Below are 25,547 nucleotides of genomic sequence, written 5' to 3' on the forward strand. Positions count from 1 at the left end.
AAGCAGGCTGTGCCGTAACCTATCGATGACGGCGCAGGTACACGTAATATGCGCCACCACCACCATGGCTAACATGGGCAGGGGTCACCTGAAGAACCGCCTGCGATAGCGGTGGCAGTGACAGCCATTGTGGCACTTGATGCCGCAGAACTCCACGTGGCACAGGCATTGGTCCCGGTTCATCACGGTCCTTACCCTTTCCAGTGATCACCAGCACCAGCCGCTTACCCGAACCATGCGCCGACAGAATAAACCGCACCAAGGCTGGGTGAGCCGCATCGACGCGCATCCCGTGCAGATCCAGCTTGCCCTCTGGTTTTAGCTTTCCACGTGTCATCTTGCGATACGCTTTGCCATCCATCTGTAACGGTGCCGACCGCAAGCTGCCGGCGACGCTGGGCTTTAAGTCATGACGAGCGGGCTTCGAGCCGGCCTTTGCGCCCAATTCAAATATCTCTGGCGAGAATCGTTCCTGTGGTGGCAATGCGGATTTCGTCGGCTTTGGTTTTGGCAACGGCAGCGTAGCTGGTGCCATAGCGGTTTTTGGATGCAACCGCTCTGCCTGTCTGGCGACACGGTGCCACAGGTCAATTTCCTCAGATGTCAGCTTGCGCCGGGTCATCAGTAATCCCCCGGCAACAGCGCATAGGCACGCTGGATGGGCAATAGCACAACCATACGTCCAGGATCCCGCAGCTTACCCGCCTCGATCCCGGCCTCATCGCCGCTGCCAAAGAACACATCAGCGCGTTGTGCACCCTTGATTGCAGAGCCAGTGTCCTGAGCGATCATCAGTCGGCGCATTGGATTATGTCCATCTTTTTCCAACCAGACCGGCGCGCCCAGCGGTGTATAACGCGGATCTACTGCCAGACTACGCAACATCGTGACCGAGCGGTTCATCGCCCCCAGTGGTCCGGCAGAGGCTGGCACGCGGCTCACCTCGCGAAAAAATACGTAGGATGGATTGTGCATCAATAATTCCTCGCCGGCGAGAGGGTTGCGCCGCACCCAACGCTTGATCACCGCTGCGCTGACCTGGTGAATATTAAAGACGCCACGACGCACCAGTTCCTTGCCAACAGAGCGATACGTATGTCCGTTGGCACCGCCATATCCAACGCGGATCGAGGATCCATCAGGCAGCTTGATGCGACCAGATCCTTGAATTTGCAAAAAGAACAGTTCTACTGGATCGTCAACCCAGGCAATTTCCAGACCTCTGCGTTCCATGACGCCACTGGTCAGTAGATCGCGGCGGGTCAGCCATTGGCCTGCGGCACGTGCTTCGGGTGGCTGACGATAGACAGGATATCGATAACGCGAAGACGGACGGCGCGCGCCAGATAGCTCCGGCTCGAAGTAACCCGTGAACAGAGCCGGGGCACCATCCTCGACAAGGATCGGACGAAAAAATAGTTGGAAAAAACCGCGCGCGGCCTTTGGATCCTGCGCGCTGGCAAGCCCACATAAGGCACGCCAATCAGGATCATCAAGATCACGGCAGGTTTGCAGAAAAGCCGTGAGCGCGGCCTCGTGATTGTCTTCCTCCCAGCCCTCCAGCTGCGAAAAAGATAACATTGTATAGCTGGTTTCGGCGGCCCCGCCTTGTGGAAACAAATATGCGCCAGCCCCAAGGGCCAGCGCACAAAGTGCCCGCCGGAGCCACTGCATCATGCGTCCGTAGCGACCAGGTGCCAGTTCGGATCGGTGCTTCCCATGATCCGACCAAAGACCCAAGTGTCCTTTTGTCGCTTGACCGCATTGGGGTCGCCTTCAACAACATCACCACCACGATCGCGCACCACAGAGGTCAATTCGGCGACAAATCGCATGGTGATCTGGGCCTCACGCGTGGTTGGATCAAAGCTGGTGTCCGCAAGGGTCGTCTCACGCACGCCGATAAACTCAGCCTCAATGGTCAGGCCCTGATCTTCGCGATGGGAAACCGCGGTTACAAAGCTCTCGAAAACATCGGGCGCGAGAAATGGCTCAATCTCATCAAGATCTCCCTTTTCAAACGCCATCAGGATCATCTCATAGGCACCACGGGCACCTTGGACAAATTCACGAACCTCAAAGGAGGGTTCGGCCTTTTTCATCGCGGCCAGATCGTTGGCCTGAGGACTACCCTCCGGCACATAGTCGATGATGTCGTGGTCTGGGCCACCTTCGATAACCTCAAGCTCGGGACGTTTGACTGGTCTCTCTGACTGGGGCAGCGTCGGTTTTTCAAATCCTTCACGCGTACCCAATACGCTTTTCAGGCGCAGGATCAAAAACACGGCAATACCGGCCAAAACCAACAGCTGAATCACGGGCGACTCCATAAAGACCTCTACGGTAGATGTTCATGCTTCGTTTGAAACTAAAGCGTTCCAACCTTATGTAGGTGACGTGCAGGGGCAAGTCCACCGTCCCGCGTAAGTTCTGAGGAAACCTCTTATGTATCTCTTTCTGGCCTTTCTGATGGTCCCGATCATCGAAATCGCACTTTTTATTCAGGTCGGTGGCGCAATCGGCCTTTGGCTTACGCTTGCTATAGTGGTGCTAACCGCTGTGCTGGGCACTTGGCTGGTGCGAACACAGGGACGATTGGCGCTGGGGCAGCTTCGCTCATCCTTTGAACAGTTGAATGACCCTACGGAGCCGTTAGCGCATGGGGCAATGATACTGGTCTCAGGCGCATTGTTGCTGACGCCAGGTTTTTTCACGGATGCTGTCGGCTTCGCGCTGCTTGTCCCACAGGTACGTATGGCCGTCTATCGCTACCTGCGTTCCAAGATGACCATCGCGAGGTTCCAGATGGGTCCGGGCAGCATGCATACACGTAGTTATCCTGGCGACAACTCTTCAAAAGGGCAGGGCGATGTCATTGACGGTGAATACCAAGACGTCAGTCAGGAGCGTTCTCGCAAAGGTCCCTCCGGTTGGGTCGATGGACCACAGTAATCGGTAAGGATGACACCCCGTTGAGATACCCTCGCCAAGCTGCTAAGCACGGGCGAAACACAGCATTAGGAGTAGCTTCATGGCCGAAAACGGCGCAACAGAAGGCGTGCAGCAGCCGCAAGTCCAGATGAATATCCTGGGTCAGTTCATCCGCGATATGTCGTTTGAGAATGTTATGGCACAAAAGGGCGTCGGCGCCGACGTTCAGCCCGATGTCAGTGTGCAGGTTGCCCTGGATGCAAAAAAACGCTCGGTCGAAAACCAGTATGAGGTGATGACGAAGCTGAACATCGAATCCAAGGACAAAGAGGGCAAAACCGTCCTGTTCGTTCTGGAGCTGGAATATGTAGGTATCTTCAATATCGCCGGCGTGCCCGAAGATCAGCTGCATCCGTTCCTGTTGATCGAATGCCCCCGTATGTTGTTCCCGTTCTTGCGTCGTATCGTTTCCGATGTGACCCGTGATGGTGGCTTCCCACCGCTGAATCTGGACAATATCGATTTTGTCGCCATCTACCGCAACGAACTGGCCCGCCGCCAGTCCGACGCAACTGGCACCGACCTGCCGCAGTAACAAACTCATTTTGGCGGACAAGCCGTGAGAACAAAAAGACGCCGCTGATGATCAGTGGCGTCTTTCTTTTCGCTAGCGCCGACAACTGTCAGGTCTTGCTACTGTTCCACAAAGCTCCGTCACCCATTTTGGCGACAAAGCCCGCATGTGCCTCTTGCTCCTGAGGAGTAAGACGCGTGGGCAATGGGGTAGGGCGTGTGCTGGGACGCCAATCATCTTCAACCACGTTGCCACGGCTAGCTGTATTGGCGGTTGACAGGCCAAAGTCCGGCTGCCGCCCACCAATCAGCTCCAGATAGACGTCGGCCAGAATTTCGGAATCGAGCAACGCGCCGTGCAATGTTCGGTTGCTGTTGTCGATATTGAAGCGGCGACAGAGCGCATCCAGCGTCGCCGGCGAGCCAGGAAAGCGTTTGCGGGCAATCGCCAGCGTATCAACCGCCTGATCCATCGGTAGTTTCGGCAACCCCATCCAGTCCAGCTCGGCGTTCAGGAACTTCATATCAAAGGCGGCGTTATGGATGACCATTTTGGAATCCCGGACGAAATCCAGAAATTGTTGCCCAACATTAGCGAATAGCGGCTTGTCGCGCAGGGTTACTGCGCCGGGGCCTGGCTGCTGTGGCGGTTCCAGCAGGTCCGGTCCGATACCATGCACCTTAAACGCGTCCTGTGGCATGGAACGTTGCGGATTGATGTAGACATGAAATGTCTCTCCTGTCGGCATGTGGTTGAGCAGTTCCACCGCACCAATTTCCACAATGCGATCACCAGAAAATGGATCAAATCCGGTAGTCTCAGTATCAAGAACGATTTCACGCATTTTGAATCTGCTTTCTGATTTGGTCGAGGATGGCACGCACCTGCACCGCTGCGTGCTGACGGGTATCGGTTTGGATCAGATAGTCTGCCCGTGCCATTTTTTCCTCTATCGGCATCTGTTTTTGCAAGATCTGGGTGAATTGCTCAACCGTCATTGTGCCCCGCTCCAAGACCCGACGATGCTGTGTTTCTGCGTCAATCCAAACACAGGCAACCGCATCCATCCCGGTGTCGCCACCGGTTTCAAACAACAGCGGAATGTCAAAGACCACTATGTCGCTTTGCGCGGCGGCCCTAAAGATCTCTCTATCAGCTGTAACAAGCGGATGAACGATAGCCTCTATGCGCGGCAGTGCACGTTCATCGCCGGCGATGATGTCACGCAACTGTCCCCGATCAACGCGACCATTGACCACCGCTTGCGGAAACATGGACGCCACCAGATCCACCGCCGCACCGTTTTTCTCATATAGACGATGGACTGCTGCATCAGCGTCCCAAATTGCACAGCCCTCCTCGGCAAAGATCAGCGCGGTCGTGCTCTTTCCCATGCCGATGGATCCGGTCAGCCCCAGCGCAAAGCTCATGCCAATGCAGCCTCCCGCGTGGCGGCATCAACTTCAGGTCGGGTTCCAAACCAACGCTCAAATCCCGGTACCGCCTGATGCAACAGCATCCCCAAACCATCAACGGTGGTGCAACCAATATCCCCCGCCCATTGCAGCATTTCTGTTTTTAATGGTGTGTAGACAAGATCAGTCACAACTGTATCTGAACGCAGGCCATCCAGCGGCACCCGCAAACGAGGTTTTCCAACCATCCCCAGAGAGGTCGTGTTGATCAACAGCGCCGCCTGTTCGATAAAATTGCCAACCTGTACCCAGTCCACCACCTGAATACGGGAGCCAAACTCACTGCGGAACTGGTCCGCCCGCTCTCGTGTCCGGTTGCTCAGAAAAATCTCAGGTACGCCTGCCTCAAGCAGTGAGGCGATCACCGCGCGACTGGCACCGCCAGCACCAAATACAACAGCCGGACCTGTCGCAGGATCCCAGTCCGGCGCGGATTGGTGCAAGTTGGTGATAAAACCGTAGCCGTCTGTGTTATCAGCAAGAATCGAGCCGTCAGGTCGGAAGATCAGCGTGTTGGCAGCGCCAATCAATGTCGCGCGATCCGTCACCTGATCGGCGATCTCCATGATCTGTTCCTTGTGCGGAATGGTGATGTTGGCACCGACAAACCCCAACTTCGGTAGGCTACGTACCACTGTTTCCAAGTGCGATGGCTCCACGTGCAGCGGCACATAATGGCCACTTATGCCATAGGTCTTAAGCCAGTGCCCATGCACCAAAGGTGACCGGGAATGGGCCACCGGGCTGCCGATCACGCCAGCCAGCGGAATTCGTGCCTCGCTCATTGTTCAATCACTCCCTGCAGCGCCAAATAGTTGATCAGCTCCAACAAAGGTAATCCAAGCACATTGAAGTAGTCTCCCTCGATGGTGCTGAACAAACGAACCCCTTCTTCTTCCAACTTATATCCGCCAACGGCATGCTGAATGCTGTCCCAGTTTCGCGTCACGTAACCGCGTAGATAAGCCTCAGAACTAGACCGCATCCGAAGGCGGACCTGTCCTATATGCCGCCATAGCGGTTTGTTATCGCGATAGATCACCGCTGCGGACAGTAACATGTGCCGTTTGCCTCGCATCGCGATGAGCTGAGCCAGCGCTTCATCCGAATCTTTTGCTTTTGATAACAATTGTCCCTCAAACTCGAGCACCTGATCACATCCTAACACGAGCGCGCCGGGATGTTTGGCACTGACCTTCCGCGCCTTCGCCTCGGCTAGAGTATCAGCAATATCACGCGGGCTTGCGGCCTCTGCCAGGAGAGCCGCCTTGATAGCCTCCTCGTCGATGCGAGCTGGCGAAATCTCGAAGGGGACCTGAGCCTGCTGCAACAGCGCGGCCCGGATCTGCGAGCCGGACGCCAAAAGGATGTGGGTAGACATGTGGAAAACCCCGTGGGCAAGAGTGTGATGAACTTTGGATGGTTTGTATGAAATTTCGACCATTTCGCAAGCCGTGGAGGACTCAAAACTCCCCGTTTTCTTGCCGGCAGATTCGCCCTGAGAGGATAGGGATAACTTTGCAATCGTGGATATCCGAGTTACCCTGACTTTGCCCCAGGATTATCCCCATAGCCGTATTCATGAATTATTCCTTAAAATCTCTTATTTTTATAGCCCCTCGACAAGAGACATCATGCCGCTGTGGGTAATACTGGTAAGTTATCCTAGGTCGGGATAAGTCAGGGGATGAGTCACTTATCCACCAAAAACCGGGTACACTACTAAAACATCATCCTTATAAAATACTTATATTTTAAGGGGAGAGAGGGAACCGAAAGGCTGACCATGGATCTAAGCGATCTGCTCTTTGCGATTTACCCTTACGCCAAATCTCTGCACATCATGGCAGTGATCAGCTGGATGGCAGGTCTCTTCTATTTACCACGTCTGTTTGTTTATCACGTTGAACAGGCTGAGAACGTACCTGAGAGCCTTCCGATCTTTGTCATGATGGAGGACAAGTTGCTTCGGATCATCATGCGCCCCGCAATGTACGTCAGCTGGGCTGCAGGAGGACTAATGGTCCTGACACCGGGGTTGGTCGATTGGAGCAGCCTTTGGCCGTGGAGCAAGGGCCTGAGCGTTCTGGCAATGACTTGGTTCCATCACTGGCTGTTGATCCGGCATCGTGAGTTCGCAAGCGGCGTGAATAGCCGAACTGGCCGCAGCTATAGAATGATGAACGAAGTTCCGACATTGCTGATGGTGATCATAGTGGTATCGGTCATTTTTAAGTTTTGAACCGGGATTTGACTCGGGCAGAGTCACACCTTATGTATGCGGCCTAACGAGCCCGTCCGGGCATTCGTGTCTTCCTCATACCTGTGACAGCGCTCCCCAACCAATCGGGTGAGAATAAAGGCCGTATATATATGACCGTTCAATCCCTGAACCTTTCCGATCTTAAGGCAAACAGCCCCAAGGACCTGTTGTCCATGGCTGAGGAACTGGAAATCGAAAACGCCTCTACCATGCGAAAAGGGGAGATGATGTTCCAGATTCTCCGCGAGCGCGCGGATGAAGGCTGGGAGATTGCCGGCGATGGTGTGCTAGAGGTGCTTCAAGACGGATTCGGTTTTCTGCGCTCACCCGAGGCTAACTATCTGCCGGGTCCTGACGATATCTACGTGTCCCCGGACATGATCCGACAGTATTCGTTGCGTACCGGGGATACTGTTGAAGGGCAGATTAAATCTCCGCTGGAGAATGAACGCTACTTCGCTCTGACAAGTGTCACCAAGATCAACTTTGAAGAGCCAGAAAAAGCACGCCACAAGATTGCCTTTGACAACCTGACGCCGCTCTACCCTGATGAACGGCTGAAGATGGAGATCGAAGATCCCACTATCAAGGATCGCTCGGCACGGGTGATTGATCTGGTATCGCCAATTGGTAAGGGACAACGTTCTTTGATCGTGGCGCCGCCACGGACTGGTAAAACCGTTATCCTGCAAAACATCGCTCACTCGATCGCGAAAAATCACCCTGAATGCTATCTGATTGTTCTGCTGATCGACGAACGCCCTGAAGAGGTCACCGACATGCAGCGCTCAGTCAAGGGTGAGGTTGTATCTTCTACCTTTGATGAGCCGGCGACACGTCACGTTGCTGTATCCGAAATGGTTATCGAAAAAGCCAAACGTCTGGTCGAACATAAACGAGATGTTGTTATTCTTCTGGATTCCATCACAAGACTTGGTAGGGCCTTCAACACTGTCGTGCCTTCGTCTGGTAAGGTTCTGACCGGTGGTGTGGACGCAAATGCTTTGCAACGCCCTAAGCGTTTCTTTGGTGCTGCCCGGAACATCGAAGAAGGTGGTTCATTGACGATCATCGCGACGGCCCTGATCGACACCGGCAGCCGTATGGACGAAGTGATTTTTGAGGAATTCAAGGGCACTGGTAACTCCGAAATTGTTTTGGATCGGAAAATTGCAGACAAACGGGTCTTCCCAGCCATCGACATTCTCAAATCAGGTACGCGAAAAGAGGATCTTTTGGTCGACAAAGGTGATCTGGCGAAAACCTTTGTCCTGCGTCGGATCCTAAATCCAATGGGAACCACTGACGCGATTGAGTTTTTGTTGTCTAAGTTGAAGCAAACAAAGACAAATTCAGAGTTCTTCGACTCTATGAATACCTAAAAACGGGCCGGCTCAGAGGGAAGGTCATCTATGGACACGATTTTTGCGCTGGCCTCCGCTCAGGGGAAGGCCGGCGTTTCGGTTATTCGCTTGTCAGGCCCGCTGGCCATGGACACCGCTTCTGTTATCAGTGGCGGTGCTTTGCCGTGCCCTGGTAGAGCATTGCGTATTCTAAAAAATAAATGTGGCACACCTATTGATGAGGCGTTAGTTCTCACCTTCGTCGGCCCCAATAGTTTCACTGGCGAGGACACGGTCGAATTCCAAGTTCATGGCAGCACATCGGTTGTCAGTGCAATGCTGGATCTTCTAGGCAACTTTTCGGATGTCCGTCTCGCAGAGCCGGGAGAATTTACACGTCGGGCGTTAGAAAACGGAAAACTTGATCTTTCGCAGGTCGAGGCACTTGCTGACCTAATTGACGCTGAAACCGAAGCGCAGCGCATCCAGGCCCAAACTGTTCTGGCCGGCGGTCTGTCTGTTCTGGCAGAAAGATGGCGAAAAGACTTGATCCGAGCGGCATCCCTTATTGAGGTGACTATCGATTTTGCTGACGAAGATGTACCCGTGGATGTCACACCTGAGGTAACTGAACTATTGGCGGGTGTAGCCGCAGATTTGGAACCGCAGATTAAAGGCGTGCAAATTGCCGAACGCATCAGACATGGCTTTGAGGTGGCAATTGTCGGGGCCCCTAATGTGGGGAAATCTACCTTGCTTAACTCCCTGGCTGGTCGTGAGGCTGCAATCACGTCCGAATTTGCGGGTACCACGCGGGATGTAATTGAGGTTCGAATGGATCTTGCTGGTATACCTGTTACACTACTTGATACAGCCGGCTTGCGCGACACAGACGATCATGTTGAGGAAATCGGTATCCAGCTTGCAAAGAAACGTGCGCAGCAAGCAGATATTCGCGTTTTTTTGGTTGAGGACCAGGATGTCATAGATATTCCAGTCATGGCAGAGGATATAGTTCTCAAACCGAAGTCTGACCTGAATACTGAAATTATTGATAAACATTCAATTTCAGGAAAAACAGGGGAGGGTGTAGACCTCCTTATTGAAAATATTGCCTCGGTCTTGCAAAAAAGAGCAAGCAAAACAGGTATAGCGACGCGCGTACGACATCGAGATGCAATGTATACAGCAACTGATAGATTAAGATCCTCTCTGGAAACTTTAAGTCGTGGACCTGAGTATTATGATATCGCTGCAGAAGACATACGGTCTGCTATACGATCTCTGGAAATGCTTGTTGGTCGTGTTGGAGTTGAAAATCTTTTGGATGAGATCTTTTCTAGCTTCTGCTTGGGGAAATAAGGAGTGTTTCACGTGAAACATCCGCACTACGAAGTCATAGTTGTTGGTGGCGGCCATGCCGGTACGGAAGCGGCGCATGTTGCCGCACGTATGGGTGTGAAAACTGCGCTCATAACGCTCAGTAAAAGCGGTATAGGTGTGATGTCCTGTAACCCAGCAATCGGCGGCTTGGGGAAAGGGCATCTTGTGCGCGAAATTGACGCGTTAGATGGTGTGATGGGCCGTGTTGCCGACAAAGCAGGCATTCAGTTTCGACTGCTAAATCGCCGGAAAGGCCCTGCGGTTCAGGGGCCACGCGCGCAATCTGATCGGAAAATTTACCAACGTGAGATGCTAAGAGAGATAGAAAATCAGGAAAATCTCGATATAATCTCCGGTGAAGTGGTTGATTTTATACTTGATGGAACTTGTATTCGAGGCGTCCGACTTGCAGACGACAGTGAAATCTCCAGTAAGGCTGTCATTCTTACATCTGGTACATTTTTGCGTGGTGTTATCCATATAGGAGATGTTTCTAAGCCTGGTGGTCGTATGGGGGATAAACCATCAATCCGACTTGCTGAAAGGTTGGATAGCTTTGAGCTTCCGCTAGGCAGGCTTAAGACTGGAACGCCGCCGCGACTGGACGGTCGGACAATTGATTGGCAACAGCTCGATTCGCAGCCTGGAGATGAAGACCCAACTCTCTTTAGCTTTATGAGTACAGCTGTATCTGCGCCACAAGTAAGCTGTGGTATCACTCACACAAATGAACGCACGCATGATATTATCCGCGATAACCTTGAACGGTCGGCAATGTATGGCGGTCATATTGAAGGCGTCGGGCCGCGTTACTGCCCATCAATCGAAGACAAAGTCGTACGTTTCTCAGATAAGAGCAGTCATCAGGTCTTTTTAGAACCTGAAGGCGCTGATGATTATACGGTGTACCCTAATGGTATATCGACGAGCTTGCCTATCAACATTCAAGAATCCTATGTTCGATCCATCGTTGGGCTGAAGGATGCCGTAATACTGCAACCTGGATACGCCATCGAATATGACTATGTTGATCCTCGGGCTCTCGGATTGGATCTATCGCTGAAAAGCCACAGTGGTCTATATCTCGCGGGACAAATTAATGGCACAACAGGCTATGAAGAGGCAGCTGCCCAAGGGTTGGTTGCAGGGCTTAATGCCGCGCGATACGCGACAGATCAAGATATAGTGACGTTTAGCCGATCGAACAGCTACATCGGAGTGATGATTGATGACCTTACTACCAATGGGGTATCTGAGCCGTACCGAATGTTTACATCTAGGGCAGAGTTCCGCCTTTCTCTCCGCGCTGATAATGCTGATCAGAGATTGACCCCCCTTGGCGCTGAGCTTGGGTGTGTTGGCGCTAGACGACTTATTGTCTTTGATAAGAAAATGAATAGGTTAAACGACGCTCGCACAACTATGAATAGACGGAGGTTTACGCCCAAAGAGATAAATGAGGCAGGAATTTCTGTGAACCAAGATGGTAATAGGCGTACGGCAATTGATGTGTTGGCTTTTCCTGATGTCGGATTTGAAGACATATTACCTTTGATCCCGGAGCTAGAGGGTTACGAGGAACCAATCCGTCGTCAAATCGAACGTGACGCTCTTTATGCGAATTATATCCTCCGCCAGAAGCGAGAGATTGAGGCGATGAAGCGTGACGAAGGTTATCGTATACCAAGTGATTTTTCTTATTCGTTTGAAGGGTTGTCTAATGAACTTCGCGGGAAACTTGAGTTGGCGCGACCTGAAACTCTGGCTCAAGCGGGTAGAGTTGATAGTATGACTCCCGCTGCTCTCGCCCTGATACTGGCAAGGGTGAAGAAGTTGGGATTAAGAGCAAATGAAGAATCTGCCTAATATGACTGACGTGGAAATTGGGAACACGGTTGTTTCACGTGAAACATATGATCGGTTAAAGCACTATGAAAGCCTAGTCCAAAAATGGTCACCTAAGATCAATTTAGTATCCAAAAATACGTTAGGTGACGTTTGGGAACGACATATCATTGACTCAGTACAGGTGTGCCAATTTATCGAGCACCCTGATATCTGGCTGGATATCGGTAGTGGTGGCGGATTTCCAGGCGTGGTTGCAGCAATCGTTGCAGCTGAGTGTTCGCCAGATTGCAGGGTTACTCTTGTTGAAAGTGATAAGAGAAAGTGTGCCTTTCTTCGAAACGCGATTCGTGAATGCTCCATCACAGCAGAGGTCATTTCGGAGCGTATAGAAACAGTCAAACCTATGAACGCCAGTGTACTTTCCGCGCGTGCCTTGGCCGACCTAAATGGCTTGCTTGAATATGCCGAAAGACATCTCGCAATAGACGGAGTTGCATTGTTCCCAAAGGGGATTCAGTGGAAAAAAGAAGTGGATAACGCTAGGAGCCAATGGCGTTTCGATCTGGAATCCACTAAGAGTTGGACTGAACCCGAAGCTGTTATTCTAAAGATCAAGGGAGTGGCGCGTGTCTGATTTGTCTCGGCCTGCTGGGCCTCGTATCATGGCAGTAGCGAACCAAAAGGGCGGAGTAGGTAAAACCACAACCGCAATCAACTTAGCAGCGGCTTTGGTCGAAATTGGTTACCGAGTCTTGGTTGTAGACCTTGACCCTCAAGGTAACGCGTCGACTGGCCTGGGCATCGAGGCGACAGATCGAAATTTGACGACCTACGATCTTCTTGTTGATGATACACCTTTGAAAGAGGTTATTCGAGAAACCGATATCGATGATCTTTGCATTATCCCCGCAACTGTAGACTTAAGTTCAGCGGATATTGAATTGTTTGCGAATGAGAAGCGCAGCTTTTTGTTGCATGATGCTCTTCGACAGCCCGCAATGGATGAATATGACTGGGACTATATCTTGATCGACTGCCCGCCATCACTGAATCTTTTGACGGTAAATGCGATGGTTGCGGCCCATTCGGTACTAGTTCCACTTCAAAGTGAGTTTTTTGCACTTGAGGGGGTGTCCCAGTTGATGTTGAGCATCCGTGAGGTCCGACAAACAGCGAATGCTGAATTGAGGATCGAGGGGATTGTTTTGACGATGTTCGACCGCCGGAATAATCTTTCGCAGCAAGTGGAACAGGATGCGCGGACTCACTTGGGGGAGCTGGTGTTTGAAACTAAGATACCTCGAAATGTGCGAGTCAGCGAAGCACCGTCTTTTGCACTGCCGGTGTTGAATTATGACACGAACTCGCTCGGGGCAAACGCATATCGTGCCCTTGCGAAAGAACTGATTGCGAGACACCAGAAACTCGCAGCCTAACATCATCTGGAGGCGCAGTAATGTCAGAAAAAAGAAACAAACCCAGAGGATTGGGGAGAGGCTTGTCAGCTCTAATGGCCGATGTGAACCCGGAACCTGTTAGTACAGAAAAGCAGGCCGTCAGAAGCACCGAAGTGATGGTGCCAATCGAAATGGTAATCGCGAACCCGGATCAGCCGCGTCGTCAGTTCTTACAGGAAGATCTGGATGACCTGACGGCGTCGATTCGCGAGAAGGGGGTTCTGCAACCCTTGATCGTGCGGCCCCGGGATAGTGGTCAGTATGAGATTGTTGCGGGGGAACGTCGCTGGCGTGCAGCCCAGGCTGCACAGCTCCACGAAGTTCCGGTACTAATCCGTAACTATTCAGATGTAGAGATGATGGAAGTTGCTATCATCGAAAACATCCAGCGTTCTGATCTGAACGCGATGGAAGAGGCGCAGAGCTACAAACAGTTGATGGATAAGTTCGGCCATACTCAAGAAAGAATGGCAGAGGCGCTTGGAAAAAGCCGTAGTCATATTGCGAACTTGGTGCGCCTACTACATCTTCCAGAAGATGTACAATCTCTGGTACATGAGAGAAGGCTCTCGGCAGGTCATGCAAGGGCGCTGATCACTTCTGACAACGCGTCTGATTTGGCAAAAAAGATTGTCAAAGGTGGTCTATCAGTTCGCGCGACTGAGGCTCTGGTCAAGAAAGATGCCGCTGGTTTGCAGATTGCAACCGCTCGGTCGGCGAAGAAGGCCGGGGAAAAGGATGCAGATACTCGTGCTCTGGAAGCGGATCTGTCAGCAGCGCTGCGTATGAAGGTGTCTATTGATCATAAGGCGGGCGGTGAAGCCGGGGTTGTAACCATTGGCTATGGTTCGCTGGATGAGTTGGATGACCTATGCGGGCGACTTAGCCGTTAGGTCGGGTCCAGATAAAGATCATAACCCCACTCAGAACAATAGCCTGAATAATCAGGACATGTGAGGGTGCAGAGAATGTGACCGACAATAAAAAAACGGCGGCAACGGACCCAGTTGCCGCCGTTTTTGCGGCTGGACGAATAGCACCGTGTTCATGCCAATCGTTGATCATTGGGCCGAAGACTCTGTGGCGTGTGATCCAGTCATGAAGGCGCTCTGAAGAGTTGGCGAAAAAGAAGCTGGCGAGTAGCAAAAAAGGAACTGTGGGGAGTAGGGGCAGCACTACGCCGAACAGTGCCAGCCCAACACAAAGTAGTCCTAGGCTAGCGTATAGGATACGCATTCCGTCATGCCACCAATAGTTCACGGAGCACTGCATTGAGTACTGCTCGACCTGCGTCAGTCGCCCGAATTCGGTTCTTTGATACGGTAATCATACCCATCTCACTTAGGTTATTAATCCTATCCGGTGAGAGATTGTGGCCGGATATCTCACGGTATCGGTCCATATTCAGACCCTCAGTTAGACGCATACCCATCATCAGGTGTTCAGCACTAGCCTCATCTTGTGTTAATGGGTTCCTTTGACGTTCTCCCGATGAGCTTTCTGCGGCCGCCAACCAGGCGCCTGGTTGCAGATAAGTCTCGGTTGCAAACCGCATACCATTGATCGTTAGCCGCCCGTGCGCACCGGGGCCGATACCCAGGTAGTCACCATAGCGCCAGTAGATTTGATTATGCCGGGATTCGGCTCCTGGGCGGGCATGATTCGACACCTCATACGCGGGAAATCCATATTTCTCGCAGATTTCTTGCGTGGCCAGATACATATCTGCGGCGTTATCATCACTGGGAAGATCCCGCAGCTTGCCACGAGCATAGCGATCGCCAAATGCGGTGCCTTCTTCAATTGTCAGCTGATAGAGCGAGAGGTGATCAATTGCCATTGATAGGGCATCGTTTAGCTCTGTTTGCCAGTCAGTGAGGGTTTGGCCCTGTCGCGCATAGATCAGATCAAAACTGACTCTGTCAAAGCAGTTTCGAGCCACATCGAAGGCAGCTCGGGCTTCTGATACGCTGTGCATCCGGCCAAGCCTCCGTAGATCTTCGTCATTCAGAGCCTGTACACCCATAGAGATGCGATTGACACCTGCATCCCGGTAGCCGGCAAACCGTCCAGCCTCCACCGAGGTTGGATTTGCTTCAAGAGATATTTCGATGTCATTGGAAAATGGCCATATTTCCCGTGCGGTTTCAATGACTGAGGCGACGGTATCGGGGTGCATGAGCGAAGGCGTGCCACCACCGAAAAATATTGTATTCAAGACGCGACCACTAAGCTCCGGGGCGGCACGTATCATCTCAGCACGATAGGCGGCGGCCCACCTAGCCTGATCAACCTGCGCCGTCACATGGCTGTTGAAGTCACAGTAGGGGCATTTGGCTTGGCAGAATGGCCAATGCACGTAGAGCCCAAATCCCCCATTGCGCCAATCATCCACCGAAACAAACCTCGACAAATTTCGCGACAGCCTGGCCCCGGTGGCTGATCTTGTTTTTTGCCCAACGATCCATTTCGCCGCAGGTTTGATCATGTCCGGCTGGCTGGAACATGGGATCATAGCCAAAGCCGTCTTTCCCACGAATAGGCCAGACCAACTGGCCGGGCATCACGCCTTCAAATACCTCGTCATGACCATCGGGCCACGCCAGAACTAAGGTGCAGCGAAATTGGGCCAGACGCGGGTGCGCCGCATTCATTGCCTCCAGTTCGTCATGGGCGCGAGTCATTGCCATCATGAAGTCACGCCCGTTGCCGGTTTCGGCCCAATCGGCGGTATAAACTCCGGGCGCGCCGTCGAGGGCGTCAATGGTAATGCCGGAATCATCTGATAACGCGGGTAGGCCGGTTGCTTTTGCGGCAGCATGTGCCTTGATCCGGGCGTTGCCAACAAAGGTGTCTTCAGTTTCGGCTGGTTCCGGTAGGTCCATCTCGTCGGCGCTGACGACAGTCACACCAAAGGGCTGGAGAAGATGTTTCATCTCCTCCAGCTTGCCTTTGTTGTGGGTTGCGACCAGCAACCGATTTCCATCAAACTTGCGGGTCATACGCAGGCGGCCTTTTGGATTTCCACCAGTTCAGCAGTCCCCTCGGTGGCCAGATCCATCAGGGTGTTCATCTGATCACGGCTGAACATTGATCCTTCGGCGGACATCTGGACTTCGATCAGTTGACCCGAACCGGTCATGATAAAATTCCCGTCCACGCCGGCTTCGGAGTCTTCGGGATAGTCCAGGTCAAGAACAGGCTGACCTGCATAGATACCACAAGAAACGGCGGCGACCGGATCAACCAAAGGGTCAATTTTGACCTCACCGGTTTTCATCAGCTTGTTCACTGCCAGGCGCAACGCAACCCAGCCCCCGGTGATGGATGCGCAGCGCGTTCCGCCATCGGCCTGCAACACATCACAATCGATACTGATCTGACGCTCACCCAGGGCGACGCGGTCCACGCCAGCGCGAAGAGCGCGACCGATCAGGCGTTGGATTTCCACGGTGCGGCCACCCTGTTTACCCATCGCGGCTTCGCGGCGCATCCGGGTGTTGGTGGCGCGGGGCAACATGCCGTATTCCGCTGTGACCCATCCAAGTCCCGAACCTTTGATAAACGGTGGTACGCGTTCCTCAATGGTGGCGGTACACAGGACATGGGTGTCACCCATCTTGATCAGGCAGGATCCCTCGGCATGTTTGGTAAAGCCCGTTTCGATCGAAACGGCGCGCATTTGGTTCAGTTCTCGTCCAGAGGGTCGCATTGGTCATCCTTTGTTTGCTTACCAATCGGGATAGCGTCCGCAGGGTTGGCGATGCAAGCATGATTGACCTTTTGTCGCTGAGCTCTTTAATGACAAACGCGGGAATATGGCCCAAGCCTTGCGGAACCGGATTTGTGACCACAGATATAGCACGATGAACAGCAGCACTGACATTTTGAAGGATATGAACGAACGGTCGCGGGATGTGTTCCGTGCCGTGGTTGAATCATATCTGGAAAACGGCGATCCAGTGGGCAGCCGTACTCTGACGCGTACGCTGAATGAGAAAGTCAGTGCCGCCACAGTGCGGAACGTGATGCAGGATTTGGAGCATCTGGGATTGCTGAACAGCCCTCATACTAGCGCCGGACGTGTACCAACCCAGGTTGGCTTGCGGATGTTTGTCGATGGTTTGCTGGAAGTTGGCGATCTGAGCAATCAGGACCGTCAGAAGATTGATGAGACCATGGGCGGAAACTCCTCGGGTATGGCGGGTATGCTGGATCGGGTTGGATCGGCGCTATCGGGGGTAACCCAGGGCGCCTCTCTTGTTTTGACGCCGAAACATGAGGCTGAGATCCGTCATATCGAATTTGTGACCCTTGGCCATGATCGGGCTTTGGTCGTCTTGGTGTTTTCTGATGGTCACGTCGAAAACCGCCTGTTCACACCGCCACCCGGACAAACACCCAGTTCCATGCGAGAGGCGGCGAATTTTCTGAATGCGCTGATCGAGGGTCGGACACTGGGCGATATGCGCGGTGCCATTCAGGACGAGATCGAGGCACGGCAGCAGCAGATTGATGTGTTGGCGCGTGAAATGATTGAAAGCGGGCTTGCCGCTTGGGAGAATGATGACAGCGATTCGGCGCGTCTGATTGTCCGCGGTCGTGCGAATCTTTTGTCTGAATCTGGTCCTGCCGAAGAGCTGGACCTGATAAAAAACCTGTTTGATGACCTGGAACGTAAGCGGGATATCGAAGAGTTTCTTCAGCTGACCGAAGATGGCGAAGGTGTGCGCATTTTTATTGGTTCGGAGAACAAACTTTTTTCACTTTCGGGTTCCTCTTTGGTGGTGTCTCCCTATATGAACGCGGATCGAAAGATCATAGGCGCGGTGGGTGTGATTGGCCCGACGCGCCTGAATTACGGCCGGATCGTGCCTATTGTGGACTATACGGCGCAACTGGTTGGAAAGCTGCTTTCCGACCGGAGTTAGAGGTGAAACATGGCAGAGCCCAAGAACGACGATTTTTTGGACGACATCACAGAAGCCGAGGCGGAAGAGCTGTCCACTCAGACCGAAGAATATGATGACGCGGCGCTAGAGCTGGATAGCCTGCGGGCCGAGCGTGACGAGCTGAAGGACCGCTTTATGCGTGCCTTGGCTGACGCAGAGAATTCGCGCAAACGTGGCGACAAGGCGCGCCGCGAAGCAGAGCAATACGGCGGGTCCAAACTGGCGCGGGATATGTTGCCTGTTTACGACAACATGAAACGGGCCATTGAGGCGGCGTCTGAGGAGCAGCGCGAAGTTTCAGCAGCTCTTATCGAGGGGGTGGAACTGACCATGCGGGCTCTACGCGGCGTATTTGAAAAACACGGAATGAAGGTGATCACCCCCGAGGTTGGCGACCGCTTTGACCCTCAGGTACATGAGGCGATGTTTGAAGCGCCCGTACCGGGCACCAAAGCAGGCGATATTATTCAGGTCTCGGCAGAAGGTTTCATGCTGCACGACCGTCTGCTGCGCCCGGCGCAGGTTGGGGTGTCTTCGACGCCGGCAAGCTGATCCGCTGCATTTGAAACGGTCCCGTTGGGACCGTGCCTGCGGTGCAAGTGTTTGTGGAAAGATGACAAGGCGGCCCCGCTGAGGGCCGCTTTTCTTTTGTCAGCCGACCGCGCCTTTTAGGCGATAAAGCGCATCCAGCGCTTCACGTGGCGAAAGGTCATCTGGGTGGATGCTATTCAATAACTCTTCGACCGGAGATGGACCTGACGCTGGTTTGGGCTGTACGGGCGGTGCGGCCGCAAAAAGAGGTAGATCGTCGATCTGGATCTTATTGCCGCCGCTGCGACTGCTTTCCTCCAGCATATCAAGAACATCGCGCGCGCGCGCAACAACTGATCCGGGCAGACCAGCCAGCTGTGCCACCTGTACGCCGTAAGAGCGATCTGCCGCACCTTTCTTTACCTCGTGTAGGAATATAACGTCACCTTCCCACTCCTTGACTGAGACCGTGGCGTTGTCGACGCCGGTCAGCTTGCCGGCGAGCTGAGTTAATTCATGGTAGTGCGTCGCAAATAGAGCGCGGGATTGGTTGACCTCATGCAAGTGTTCAAGTGTTGCCCACGCGATGGACAGGCCATCATAGGTGGCAGTGCCACGGCCAATTTCATCCAAGATCACCAACGCCCGGTCATCGGCTTGATTCAGGATCGCGGCGGTTTCGACCATTTCCACCATAAATGTGGAGCGTCCGCGGGCAAGATCATCCGAGGCCCCCACGCGGCTGAACAATTGACTGATAAGACCGATATGAGCCCGATCTGCGGGCACGTAGCTACCCATTTGCGCCAATAGGGCGATCAAAGCATTCTGGCGTAGGAATGTTGATTTACCGGCCATGTTGGGACCTGTCAAAAGCCAGATCGCAGCGCCTCTGTCGGCGCTTAACGAACAGTCATTGGCCACAAAACTGCTGCCTCCCTGTTGACGCAGAGCCTGTTCTACAACTGGGTGACGCCCACCAGAAATGTCGAATGCACGGGTGTTGTCAATGGTTGGGCGTGTCCAGTTCTCACCCAGTGCCAAATCGGCCAGAGCCGTGATAAGATCCAGCTCTGCCAGGCCGCGCGCAGCTGCGCTTAACTCTGCTGCATCTGCCAGAATAGCGTCTGAAAGTCTTGTATAGAGCCGTTTTTCGATCTCCATAGCGAGATTACCCGCATTCAGGATGCGGGTTTCGATCTCGCCGAGCTCCACCGTGGTAAAGCGCACCTGATTTGCGGTCGTCTGGCGATGAATATAGCTCTCTGACAGCGGTGAGGAGAGCATTTTTTCGGCATGGGTTGCTGTGGTTTCGATAAAGTAACCCAAAACATTATTGTGCTTGATCTTCAGTGAGGTGATGCCGGTGTGATCTGCATATTTCTTTTGCAGTGTGGCAATCACTGAACGGCCTTCATCGCGCAGGGTACGTGCCTCGTCCAGCTCGCCGTCGTATCTTTCGGCGATAAAGCCGCCGTCGCGCGCAAGTAGCGGTGGTTCTGCAATCAAAGCGGCGTCCAGCAGGGGCAACAACTCGCCAAAGCCTGTCAGTGACGAGAGCGCCGTCTTGAGGTGGTCGGGAAGGTTATTCCCCGCACAGAGATCGAAGATCGCCTCTGCCTGGATAAGCGTGTTGCGCACTGCGGCCAGATCTCGTGGGCCACCGCGTTCCAGCGCCAGTCGTGACAGCGCACGATCCAGATCAGGCGTTTTACGAAGAGCCGCGCGAAGGGCTTCGGCCAGTTGGGTGTGTTCAACTGCGAATTCCAGTGCAGCGAGGCGCGCCTGGATAACGTCAAGATTGCGCGAGGGACTGGAGAGGCGTTGCTCCAACAGCCGCCCGCCGGCCGGCGTGACAGTGCGGTCAACCACGGCGAGCAGCGATCCTGTGCGCGCTCCGGTCAGTGATCTGGTGAGTTCGAGATTTCGGCGAGTGGCGGCATCGATCTGCACCACGCGGTCTTCGGATTCCTGAACTGGTGACTGCAGCAGCGGCAGCTTGCCCTTTTGTGTGATTTCCAGATAGTCGATCACCGCGCCCATCGCTGAGGTTTCAGCCCGGCTAAAGGTGCCGTAGGCTTCCAATGTGGAAACCTTGAACAGATCGCAGATGCGTTTTTCCGCCGCGGTGCTGTCAAAACTGGATTTCGCCAAGGGTGTCAGCGGGATTTGGTGATCATCGGCGACCGGTCGCAGACGTTCCAGGGACGGGCCTTCTGGAACGATCAGTTCGGAAGGGGCTAATCGTGCAAGTTCCGGCGATAGGCGTACCTGCGCCACAGGCATCACATGGAATGCCCCGGTCGAGATATCGGCCCATGCCAGCGCCGCCTGATCACGCAGCTCGCAATAGGCGGTGAGAAAATTGTGACGACGCGCCTCTAGTAGGGAATCCTCGGTTATGGTGCCGGGGGTTACCAGCCGCACCACATCGCGTTTTACAACGGATTTCGAGCCACGTTTCTTGGCCTCTGCCGGGCTTTCAAGTTGCTCGCCGACCGCGACACGAAACCCTTTGCGGATCAGTGTCAGCAAATACCCCTCGGCGGCATGTACTGGCACACCGCACATGGGGATGTCGGCGTCATTATGTTTGCCGCGTTTGGTGAGCGCAATGTCCAGCGCCTCGGCTGCATTCACAGCATCATCAAAGAACATTTCGTAGAAATCGCCCATACGATAAAACAAGAGAGCATCCGGGTACTGTGCCTTGATGTCGAGGTATTGAGCCATCATTGGCGTAACTGTGGACAAAGTTCGGCTCCATAAAATGGGGGATTTCATTGGCGCGACCTTACAAATCAGGCGACTGCGACGAAAGGTGAAAACGCAACTTCGTTGAGTAGAAGCGCGTGCTGGGCTATGACGCTTGGGACAGTGAGAGGACACCCAAAGCCAATGCCCAAAGCGAAGATTACCAACGAAGAGGCGCTTGCCTTTCATCTGGAACCAACTCCCGGCAAGTGGGAGATCAACGCAACGGTTCCGATGACCACGCAGCGAGATCTGTCGCTGGCCTATTCTCCGGGTGTTGCGGTGCCCTGCGAGGCGATCGCGGCGAACCCGGAAACGGCCTATGATTATACCAACAAGGGCAACCTGGTCGCGGTAATTTCCAACGGCACAGCCGTGCTGGGGCTTGGTAACCTTGGGGCACTGGGATCTAAACCGGTGATGGAGGGCAAATCCGTTCTGTTCAAACGGTTCGCCGATGTGAATTCGATCGATATCGAGCTGGATACCGAGGATCCGGACAAGTTCATTGAAGCTGTGCGGCTGATGGGTCCGACTTTTGGCGGTATCAACCTAGAAGATATCAAGGCGCCTGAGTGTTTCATTATTGAGCAACGTCTCAAGGAGGAGATGGACATTCCGGTGTTCCATGACGATCAGCACGGCACCGCAGTGATCTGCGCGGCCGGCCTGATCAACGCACTGCATATCTCCGGCAAAAAGATCGAGGATGTGAAGATTGTCCTCAACGGTGCCGGTGCTGCGGGTATTGCCTGTATCGAATTGCTCAAGGCGATGGGTGCACGTCACGAAAACTGCATCGTCTGTGATACCAAAGGTGTGATTTACCAAGGCCGCACCGAAGGCATGAACCAGTGGAAATCGGCCCATGCTATCAAGACTGAACTGCGGACTCTGGAAGAGGCAATGCAGGACGCAGATGTGTTCCTTGGCGTATCGGTCAAGGGAGCCGTGACCCAGCAGATGGTCGCTTCGATGGCGGACAATCCGGTGATCTTTGCCATGGCAAACCCGGATCCGGAGATCACCCCGGAAGAGGCGCATGAGGTGCGCGTGGATGCAATTGTGGCCACTGGTCGGTCCGACTACCCGAACCAGGTCAACAACGTTCTAGGCTTCCCCTATCTGTTCCGCGGGGCGCTCGACATCCATGCACGTGCGATCAATGATGAGATGAAGATCGCCTGTGCCCACGCGCTGGCCGCATTGGCGCGCGAGGATGTGCCGGATGAGGTGGCGCTGGCCTATGGGAAATCGCTGTCTTTTGGTCGCGATTACATTATTCCAACCCCATTTGACCCGCGCCTGATCCACCGTATCCCGCCAGCGGTTGCCAAGGTGGGGATGGACACTGGTGTTGCACGTCGCCCTATCATCGACATGGATGCCTATGAACTTGGGCTGCGCGGTCGTATGGACCCGACGCAGTCGATTCTGCGAGGGTTGAACGCCCGTGCCCGCGCAGCGCAGTCACGCATGATCTTTGCCGAAGGAGATGATCCTCGGGTGTTGCGTGCCGCAGTGATGTATCAGCGATCCGGCTTTGGTAAGGCGCTGGTCGTCGGTCGCCCCGAAGACGTCCGCAGCAAGCTGGAAACAGCTGGTTTGGGGGATGCTGTGCGTGAGCTGGAGATTATCAACGCGGCCAATACCCAGCATTTTGAGACCTATAAGGACTTCCTTTACGAGCGGCTGAACCGCAAGGGCTTTGACCGCAAGGATGTCCACCGTCTGGTCGGCCGCGACCGGCATGTGTTTTCGGCCCTGATGCTGGCCCATGGGCATGGCGACGGGTTGGTCACCGGAGCCACCCGGAAGTCTGCGCATGTTCTTGATCAGATCAACCACGTGTTTGATGCAGACACCACCAATGGATCTGCGGGCGTCACGGCGCTTCTGCACAAGGGGCGCATTGTGCTGATAGGCGATACGCTGGTGCATGAGTGGCCCGATGAGAATGACCTCGCTAATATCGCCGAACATGCCGCAGGCGTGGCCCGTCATATGGGGCTGGAGCCTCGGGTTGCTTTTGTCAGCTTTTCGACCTTTGGGTATCCAGTATCTGAGCGCGCAGAAAAGATGCATCTAGCACCTGCAGTGCTGGATCAGCGTGGTGTCGACTTCGAATACGAAGGCGAAATGACCGTCGATGTGGCGCTGAACGCCAAGGCGCAGGAGGCCTATCCCTTTCAGCGCCTGACCGGTCCGGCCAATATCCTGATCGTACCCGCGCGCCACTCTGCGTCGATTTCGGTCAAGCTGATGCAGGAAATGGGTGGGGCAACTGTTGTTGGTCCGATCCTGTCAGGTGTCGATAAGCCGATCCAGATCTGCTCGACCACCTCGACGGCAAATGACGTTCTGAACATGGCGGTTCTGGCTGCCTGCAATATCGGGTGATTTCATGGCGATCTGGAACCTAGGCTCAATCAATGCCGACATGATTTACGCACTGCCCCATATGCCGACTGCGGGGGAAACCCTCGCGGCGACGGGGCTGGAGCAGTATCTGGGCGGCAAAGGCGCCAATATGTCGGTCGCGGCTGCGCGTGCTGGCAGCCATGTTTGTCATCTGGGTGCCGTCGGGCCAGAGGGGGCATGGGCCGTTACGCGTCTGTTGGAATACGGTGTCGATACGCGTCACATCGCCCAGTTGGACGTGCCGACCGGCCACGCCATCATCGCCGTGGATCCAACTGGCGAGAACCAGATTATCTTGTTCCCCGGAGCAAATCGGGAGATCAGTGCGGATCAGGTTGGCGCCGCGCTGTCTGCCGCCAGTGCTGGCGATATTCTGGTGATGCAGAATGAGACCAACATGCAGGCAGAAGCAGCCCGAGTGGGACGTGACCTGGGATTGAAGGTTGCCTATGTCGCGGCGCCGTTTGATGCTGCGGCGGTTCAGGCGGTCCTGCCCTACCTCGACTATCTGTTCCTGAATGAGGTTGAGGCCGAACAGTTGCGCGATGCGACAGGCAAAACGCCTGAGGCGCTGGGCGTTGCGGATGTGATTGTGACGCTGGGCGCCAAGGGCGCGCGCCACTACGACACGACGGCGGGAACCACTCATGACGTTGCGGCGCATTCCGTTGTCCCGGTTGATACCACAGGGGCTGGTGATACGTTTACCGGTTATGTGCTGTCAGGTCTGGATCGCGGGCTGCCAATGGCACAGGCGCTGGCGCAAGCCAATCGCGCTGCGGCGTTGATGGTTACGCGGAAGGGCACCGCCGATGTGATCCCTGACCTGAAGGAGGTTCAGGACGCAAGTTTTTGATCCTGCCAACAGGGCCTGCATAGGAAAAGGCGCGGTATCATCCGCGCCTTCTTCATTTCAATCGCCTCTGGTCCGTTGTTAATGCCCTTTCGCAAAAGGCGCTGCATCCCCCCAAAGCTGCAACACGCGGGCGTCACGCCCACAGGCTTTTCGATAGCGCTTATAGGCTTCCGACTGACGTTTGGGGCCAAAACGCGTGAGAACCAGTTTGCGACCCTTATAGTAGTCCTGATGGTAGGCTTCGGCAGGGTGGAAGGCTGTCGTTGGTAGAATTGGCGTGACAATAGTCTGACCGAGTGCGGACTGCGCCTCGGCCTTGGCAGTCTGGGCGGTGGATGTCTGATCTGCGCCGGACACGAAGATTGCTGTCCTGTAGCTGTCGCCGCGATCACAGAACTGGCCACCTGCATCGGTAGGGTCGACCGAGCGCAGGAACATCGACAACAGCTGCCTGCGTGTGACCTTGGTAGGGTCAAATCGGATCTGGACCGCCTCATAGTGACCGGTGCCACCGGCGGTGACCTGTTTGTAGGTAGGCGATTTGGTGCTGCCGCCGGTATAGCCGGATACTGCCGAGAGCACGCCAGGGACGCTTTCGAAATCACTCTCAACACACCAGAAACAGCCGCCGGCGACGGTCAGAGTTTCAACACTCTGGGCATGGGCCTGATGTCCTTTCAGCGCCACGGCCAGCAGCATGAACAGGATCAGGACAATTGGTCTTGCTGTGTTTGTCGAACGCATCATCGCCTCCATCGT

At 54.2% G+C, this 25,547-nt stretch carries 26 protein-coding genes; 13 read left to right on the forward strand and 13 right to left on the reverse strand.

What is annotated here, in order from left to right:
• Positions 1-19: 19 nt before the first annotated feature.
• From PhaeoP97_RS16875 to PhaeoP97_RS16885, 3 genes are read right to left on the reverse strand one after another with little or no spacing between them, the layout of a single operon-like run.
• Positions 20-622, reverse strand: coding sequence for a Smr/MutS family protein (locus PhaeoP97_RS16875; protein WP_072506068.1), 603 nt, complete (start codon positions 620-622; stop codon positions 20-22).
• Positions 622-1,677, reverse strand: a complete 1,056-nt coding sequence (mltA, locus tag PhaeoP97_RS16880; RefSeq protein WP_072506069.1) for a murein transglycosylase A — start codon at positions 1,675-1,677, stop codon at positions 622-624. Before mltA ends, PhaeoP97_RS16875 begins: the two co-directional genes overlap by 1 nt.
• Positions 1,674-2,330: a Tim44/TimA family putative adaptor protein gene (locus PhaeoP97_RS16885; protein ID WP_072506070.1), complete on the reverse strand. Its 657-nt coding sequence runs from the start codon at positions 2,328-2,330 to the stop codon at positions 1,674-1,676. Before PhaeoP97_RS16885 ends, mltA begins: the two co-directional genes overlap by 4 nt.
• Positions 2,331-2,445: 115 nt before the next feature.
• Between PhaeoP97_RS16885 and PhaeoP97_RS16890 the strand changes: the two genes are divergently transcribed.
• Together PhaeoP97_RS16890 and secB are read left to right on the forward strand one after the other, a co-directional pair.
• Positions 2,446-2,952, forward strand: coding sequence for an FxsA family protein (locus PhaeoP97_RS16890; RefSeq protein ID WP_072506071.1), 507 nt, complete (start codon positions 2,446-2,448; stop codon positions 2,950-2,952).
• A 79-nt stretch (positions 2,953-3,031) separates the two neighbouring features.
• Positions 3,032-3,526 carry a protein-export chaperone SecB gene (gene secB / locus PhaeoP97_RS16895; RefSeq protein ID WP_072506072.1) on the forward strand — a complete coding sequence of 165 codons (495 nt, stop codon included), beginning with the start codon at positions 3,032-3,034 and terminating at the stop codon, positions 3,524-3,526.
• Positions 3,527-3,614: 88 nt separating this feature from the next.
• On the opposite strand, the gene dnaQ is transcribed toward secB, so the two are convergent.
• Genes dnaQ through PhaeoP97_RS16915 form a run of 4 tightly spaced genes read right to left on the reverse strand, consistent with a single transcriptional unit; the run spans position 3,615 to position 6,361 of the window.
• On the reverse strand, positions 3,615-4,349 hold the full coding sequence (dnaQ, locus tag PhaeoP97_RS16900) for a DNA polymerase III subunit epsilon (RefSeq protein WP_072506073.1): 735 nt from the start codon (positions 4,347-4,349) through the stop codon (positions 3,615-3,617).
• Positions 4,342-4,935 carry a dephospho-CoA kinase gene (coaE, locus tag PhaeoP97_RS16905; protein WP_072506074.1) on the reverse strand — a complete coding sequence of 198 codons (594 nt, stop codon included), beginning with the start codon at positions 4,933-4,935 and terminating at the stop codon, positions 4,342-4,344. Before coaE ends, dnaQ begins: the two co-directional genes overlap by 8 nt.
• Complete coding sequence (locus tag PhaeoP97_RS16910; RefSeq protein WP_072506075.1) at positions 4,932-5,765, reverse strand: shikimate dehydrogenase; 834 nt, start codon at positions 5,763-5,765, stop codon at positions 4,932-4,934. The genes coaE and PhaeoP97_RS16910 overlap by 4 nt, the downstream gene beginning before the upstream one ends.
• Positions 5,762-6,361, reverse strand: coding sequence for a Maf family protein (locus PhaeoP97_RS16915; RefSeq protein WP_072506076.1), 600 nt, complete (start codon positions 6,359-6,361; stop codon positions 5,762-5,764). Before PhaeoP97_RS16915 ends, PhaeoP97_RS16910 begins: the two co-directional genes overlap by 4 nt.
• Positions 6,362-6,766: 405 nt before the next feature.
• Between PhaeoP97_RS16915 and PhaeoP97_RS16920 the strand changes: the two genes are divergently transcribed.
• The 7 genes from PhaeoP97_RS16920 (at position 6,767) to PhaeoP97_RS16950 (ending at position 14,167) form a co-directional block, all read left to right on the forward strand.
• The gene (locus tag PhaeoP97_RS16920) at positions 6,767-7,222 is read left to right on the forward strand and encodes a CopD family protein (RefSeq protein ID WP_072506077.1); all 456 of its coding nucleotides are present in this window, start codon (positions 6,767-6,769) and stop codon (positions 7,220-7,222) included.
• A 131-nt stretch (positions 7,223-7,353) separates the two neighbouring features.
• The gene (rho, locus tag PhaeoP97_RS16925; protein ID WP_072506078.1) at positions 7,354-8,625 is read left to right on the forward strand and encodes a transcription termination factor Rho; all 1,272 of its coding nucleotides are present in this window, start codon (positions 7,354-7,356) and stop codon (positions 8,623-8,625) included.
• Between the two features lie 30 nt (positions 8,626-8,655).
• A complete protein-coding gene (gene mnmE / locus PhaeoP97_RS16930) occupies positions 8,656-9,948 on the forward strand; it encodes a tRNA uridine-5-carboxymethylaminomethyl(34) synthesis GTPase MnmE (RefSeq protein ID WP_072506079.1) in 1,293 nt (430 codons plus the stop codon).
• 12 nt (positions 9,949-9,960) lie between these two features.
• Entirely contained in the window at positions 9,961-11,835 is a 1,875-nt protein-coding gene (gene mnmG / locus PhaeoP97_RS16935) for a tRNA uridine-5-carboxymethylaminomethyl(34) synthesis enzyme MnmG (protein WP_072506546.1), read from the forward strand.
• Position 11,836: 1 nt separating this feature from the next.
• Complete coding sequence (gene rsmG / locus PhaeoP97_RS16940; RefSeq protein ID WP_072506080.1) at positions 11,837-12,451, forward strand: 16S rRNA (guanine(527)-N(7))-methyltransferase RsmG; 615 nt, start codon at positions 11,837-11,839, stop codon at positions 12,449-12,451.
• Positions 12,444-13,253: a ParA family protein gene (locus PhaeoP97_RS16945; protein ID WP_072506081.1), complete on the forward strand. Its 810-nt coding sequence runs from the start codon at positions 12,444-12,446 to the stop codon at positions 13,251-13,253. The genes rsmG and PhaeoP97_RS16945 overlap by 8 nt, the downstream gene beginning before the upstream one ends.
• A 20-nt stretch (positions 13,254-13,273) precedes the next feature.
• The gene (locus PhaeoP97_RS16950) at positions 13,274-14,167 is read left to right on the forward strand and encodes a ParB/RepB/Spo0J family partition protein (protein ID WP_072506082.1); all 894 of its coding nucleotides are present in this window, start codon (positions 13,274-13,276) and stop codon (positions 14,165-14,167) included.
• On the opposite strand, the gene PhaeoP97_RS16955 is transcribed toward PhaeoP97_RS16950, so the two are convergent.
• The 4 genes from PhaeoP97_RS16955 to rph are packed head-to-tail and all read right to left on the reverse strand — an operon-like array spanning position 14,157 to position 16,986.
• A complete protein-coding gene (locus tag PhaeoP97_RS16955; protein WP_072506083.1) occupies positions 14,157-14,510 on the reverse strand; it encodes a YbaN family protein in 354 nt (117 codons plus the stop codon). The genes PhaeoP97_RS16950 and PhaeoP97_RS16955 overlap by 11 nt on opposite strands.
• A 4-nt stretch (positions 14,511-14,514) precedes the next feature.
• Positions 14,515-15,669 (reverse strand): radical SAM family heme chaperone HemW, encoded by a 1,155-nt coding sequence (gene hemW / locus PhaeoP97_RS16960; protein WP_072506084.1) that lies wholly within the window; start codon positions 15,667-15,669, stop codon positions 14,515-14,517.
• Positions 15,662-16,276: an RdgB/HAM1 family non-canonical purine NTP pyrophosphatase gene (gene rdgB / locus PhaeoP97_RS16965; protein ID WP_072506085.1), complete on the reverse strand. Its 615-nt coding sequence runs from the start codon at positions 16,274-16,276 to the stop codon at positions 15,662-15,664. Before rdgB ends, hemW begins: the two co-directional genes overlap by 8 nt.
• Positions 16,273-16,986, reverse strand: coding sequence for a ribonuclease PH (gene rph, locus PhaeoP97_RS16970; RefSeq protein ID WP_072506086.1), 714 nt, complete (start codon positions 16,984-16,986; stop codon positions 16,273-16,275). Before rph ends, rdgB begins: the two co-directional genes overlap by 4 nt.
• A gap of 154 nt (positions 16,987-17,140) precedes the next feature.
• Between rph and hrcA the strand changes: the two genes are divergently transcribed.
• A complete protein-coding gene (gene hrcA / locus PhaeoP97_RS16975) occupies positions 17,141-18,205 on the forward strand; it encodes a heat-inducible transcriptional repressor HrcA (RefSeq protein ID WP_072506088.1) in 1,065 nt (354 codons plus the stop codon).
• Positions 18,206-18,214: 9 nt separating this feature from the next.
• The gene (locus tag PhaeoP97_RS16980) at positions 18,215-18,778 is read left to right on the forward strand and encodes a nucleotide exchange factor GrpE (RefSeq protein WP_072506089.1); all 564 of its coding nucleotides are present in this window, start codon (positions 18,215-18,217) and stop codon (positions 18,776-18,778) included.
• A gap of 99 nt (positions 18,779-18,877) precedes the next feature.
• Here PhaeoP97_RS16980 and mutS read toward each other — a convergent pair whose 3' ends face one another.
• On the reverse strand, positions 18,878-21,493 hold the full coding sequence (gene mutS / locus PhaeoP97_RS16985) for a DNA mismatch repair protein MutS (RefSeq protein WP_192849720.1): 2,616 nt from the start codon (positions 21,491-21,493) through the stop codon (positions 18,878-18,880).
• A 162-nt stretch (positions 21,494-21,655) separates the two neighbouring features.
• On the opposite strand from mutS, the gene PhaeoP97_RS16990 reads away from it, so the two are divergent.
• Positions 21,656-23,911, forward strand: coding sequence for an NADP-dependent malic enzyme (locus PhaeoP97_RS16990; RefSeq protein ID WP_072506092.1), 2,256 nt, complete (start codon positions 21,656-21,658; stop codon positions 23,909-23,911).
• A gap of 4 nt (positions 23,912-23,915) precedes the next feature.
• Positions 23,916-24,788: a ribokinase gene (locus PhaeoP97_RS16995; protein ID WP_072506093.1), complete on the forward strand. Its 873-nt coding sequence runs from the start codon at positions 23,916-23,918 to the stop codon at positions 24,786-24,788.
• Positions 24,789-24,866: 78 nt separating this feature from the next.
• Here the strand turns inward: PhaeoP97_RS16995 and msrA are convergent, their stop codons facing one another.
• Positions 24,867-25,532: a peptide-methionine (S)-S-oxide reductase MsrA gene (gene msrA / locus PhaeoP97_RS17000; RefSeq protein WP_083570438.1), complete on the reverse strand. Its 666-nt coding sequence runs from the start codon at positions 25,530-25,532 to the stop codon at positions 24,867-24,869.
• Positions 25,533-25,547: the final 15 nt, after the last annotated feature.

This window comes from Phaeobacter porticola (genome assembly GCF_001888185.1).
Classification (GTDB): domain Bacteria; phylum Pseudomonadota; class Alphaproteobacteria; order Rhodobacterales; family Rhodobacteraceae; genus Phaeobacter; species Phaeobacter porticola.

Bases quoted from the DNA above. Each gene is read 5' to 3' on its own strand.
- PhaeoP97_RS16875 (WP_072506068.1), bottom strand. From the start codon at position 622: ATGACCCGGCGCAAGCTGACATCTGAGGAAATTGACCTGTGGCACCGT.
- mltA (WP_072506069.1), bottom strand. From the start codon at position 1,677: ATGATGCAGTGGCTCCGGCGGGCACTTTGTGCGCTGGCCCTTGGGGCT.
- PhaeoP97_RS16885 (WP_072506070.1), bottom strand. From the start codon at position 2,330: ATGGAGTCGCCCGTGATTCAGCTGTTGGTTTTGGCCGGTATTGCCGTG.
- PhaeoP97_RS16890 (WP_072506071.1), top strand. From the start codon at position 2,446: ATGTATCTCTTTCTGGCCTTTCTGATGGTCCCGATCATCGAAATCGCA.
- secB (WP_072506072.1), top strand. From the start codon at position 3,032: ATGGCCGAAAACGGCGCAACAGAAGGCGTGCAGCAGCCGCAAGTCCAG.
- dnaQ (WP_072506073.1), bottom strand. From the start codon at position 4,349: ATGCGTGAAATCGTTCTTGATACTGAGACTACCGGATTTGATCCATTT.
- coaE (WP_072506074.1), bottom strand. From the start codon at position 4,935: ATGAGCTTTGCGCTGGGGCTGACCGGATCCATCGGCATGGGAAAGAGC.
- PhaeoP97_RS16910 (WP_072506075.1), bottom strand. From the start codon at position 5,765: ATGAGCGAGGCACGAATTCCGCTGGCTGGCGTGATCGGCAGCCCGGTG.
- PhaeoP97_RS16915 (WP_072506076.1), bottom strand. From the start codon at position 6,361: ATGTCTACCCACATCCTTTTGGCGTCCGGCTCGCAGATCCGGGCCGCG.
- PhaeoP97_RS16920 (WP_072506077.1), top strand. From the start codon at position 6,767: ATGGATCTAAGCGATCTGCTCTTTGCGATTTACCCTTACGCCAAATCT.
- rho (WP_072506078.1), top strand. From the start codon at position 7,354: ATGACCGTTCAATCCCTGAACCTTTCCGATCTTAAGGCAAACAGCCCC.
- mnmE (WP_072506079.1), top strand. From the start codon at position 8,656: ATGGACACGATTTTTGCGCTGGCCTCCGCTCAGGGGAAGGCCGGCGTT.
- rsmG (WP_072506080.1), top strand. From the start codon at position 11,837: ATGACTGACGTGGAAATTGGGAACACGGTTGTTTCACGTGAAACATAT.
- PhaeoP97_RS16950 (WP_072506082.1), top strand. From the start codon at position 13,274: ATGTCAGAAAAAAGAAACAAACCCAGAGGATTGGGGAGAGGCTTGTCA.
- PhaeoP97_RS16955 (WP_072506083.1), bottom strand. From the start codon at position 14,510: ATGCGTATCCTATACGCTAGCCTAGGACTACTTTGTGTTGGGCTGGCA.
- rdgB (WP_072506085.1), bottom strand. From the start codon at position 16,276: ATGACCCGCAAGTTTGATGGAAATCGGTTGCTGGTCGCAACCCACAAC.
- rph (WP_072506086.1), bottom strand. From the start codon at position 16,986: ATGCGACCCTCTGGACGAGAACTGAACCAAATGCGCGCCGTTTCGATC.
- hrcA (WP_072506088.1), top strand. From the start codon at position 17,141: ATGAACAGCAGCACTGACATTTTGAAGGATATGAACGAACGGTCGCGG.
- PhaeoP97_RS16980 (WP_072506089.1), top strand. From the start codon at position 18,215: ATGGCAGAGCCCAAGAACGACGATTTTTTGGACGACATCACAGAAGCC.
- mutS (WP_192849720.1), bottom strand. From the start codon at position 21,493: ATGATGGCTCAATACCTCGACATCAAGGCACAGTACCCGGATGCTCTC.
- PhaeoP97_RS16990 (WP_072506092.1), top strand. From the start codon at position 21,656: ATGCCCAAAGCGAAGATTACCAACGAAGAGGCGCTTGCCTTTCATCTG.
- PhaeoP97_RS16995 (WP_072506093.1), top strand. From the start codon at position 23,916: ATGGCGATCTGGAACCTAGGCTCAATCAATGCCGACATGATTTACGCA.
- msrA (WP_083570438.1), bottom strand. From the start codon at position 25,532: ATGCGTTCGACAAACACAGCAAGACCAATTGTCCTGATCCTGTTCATG.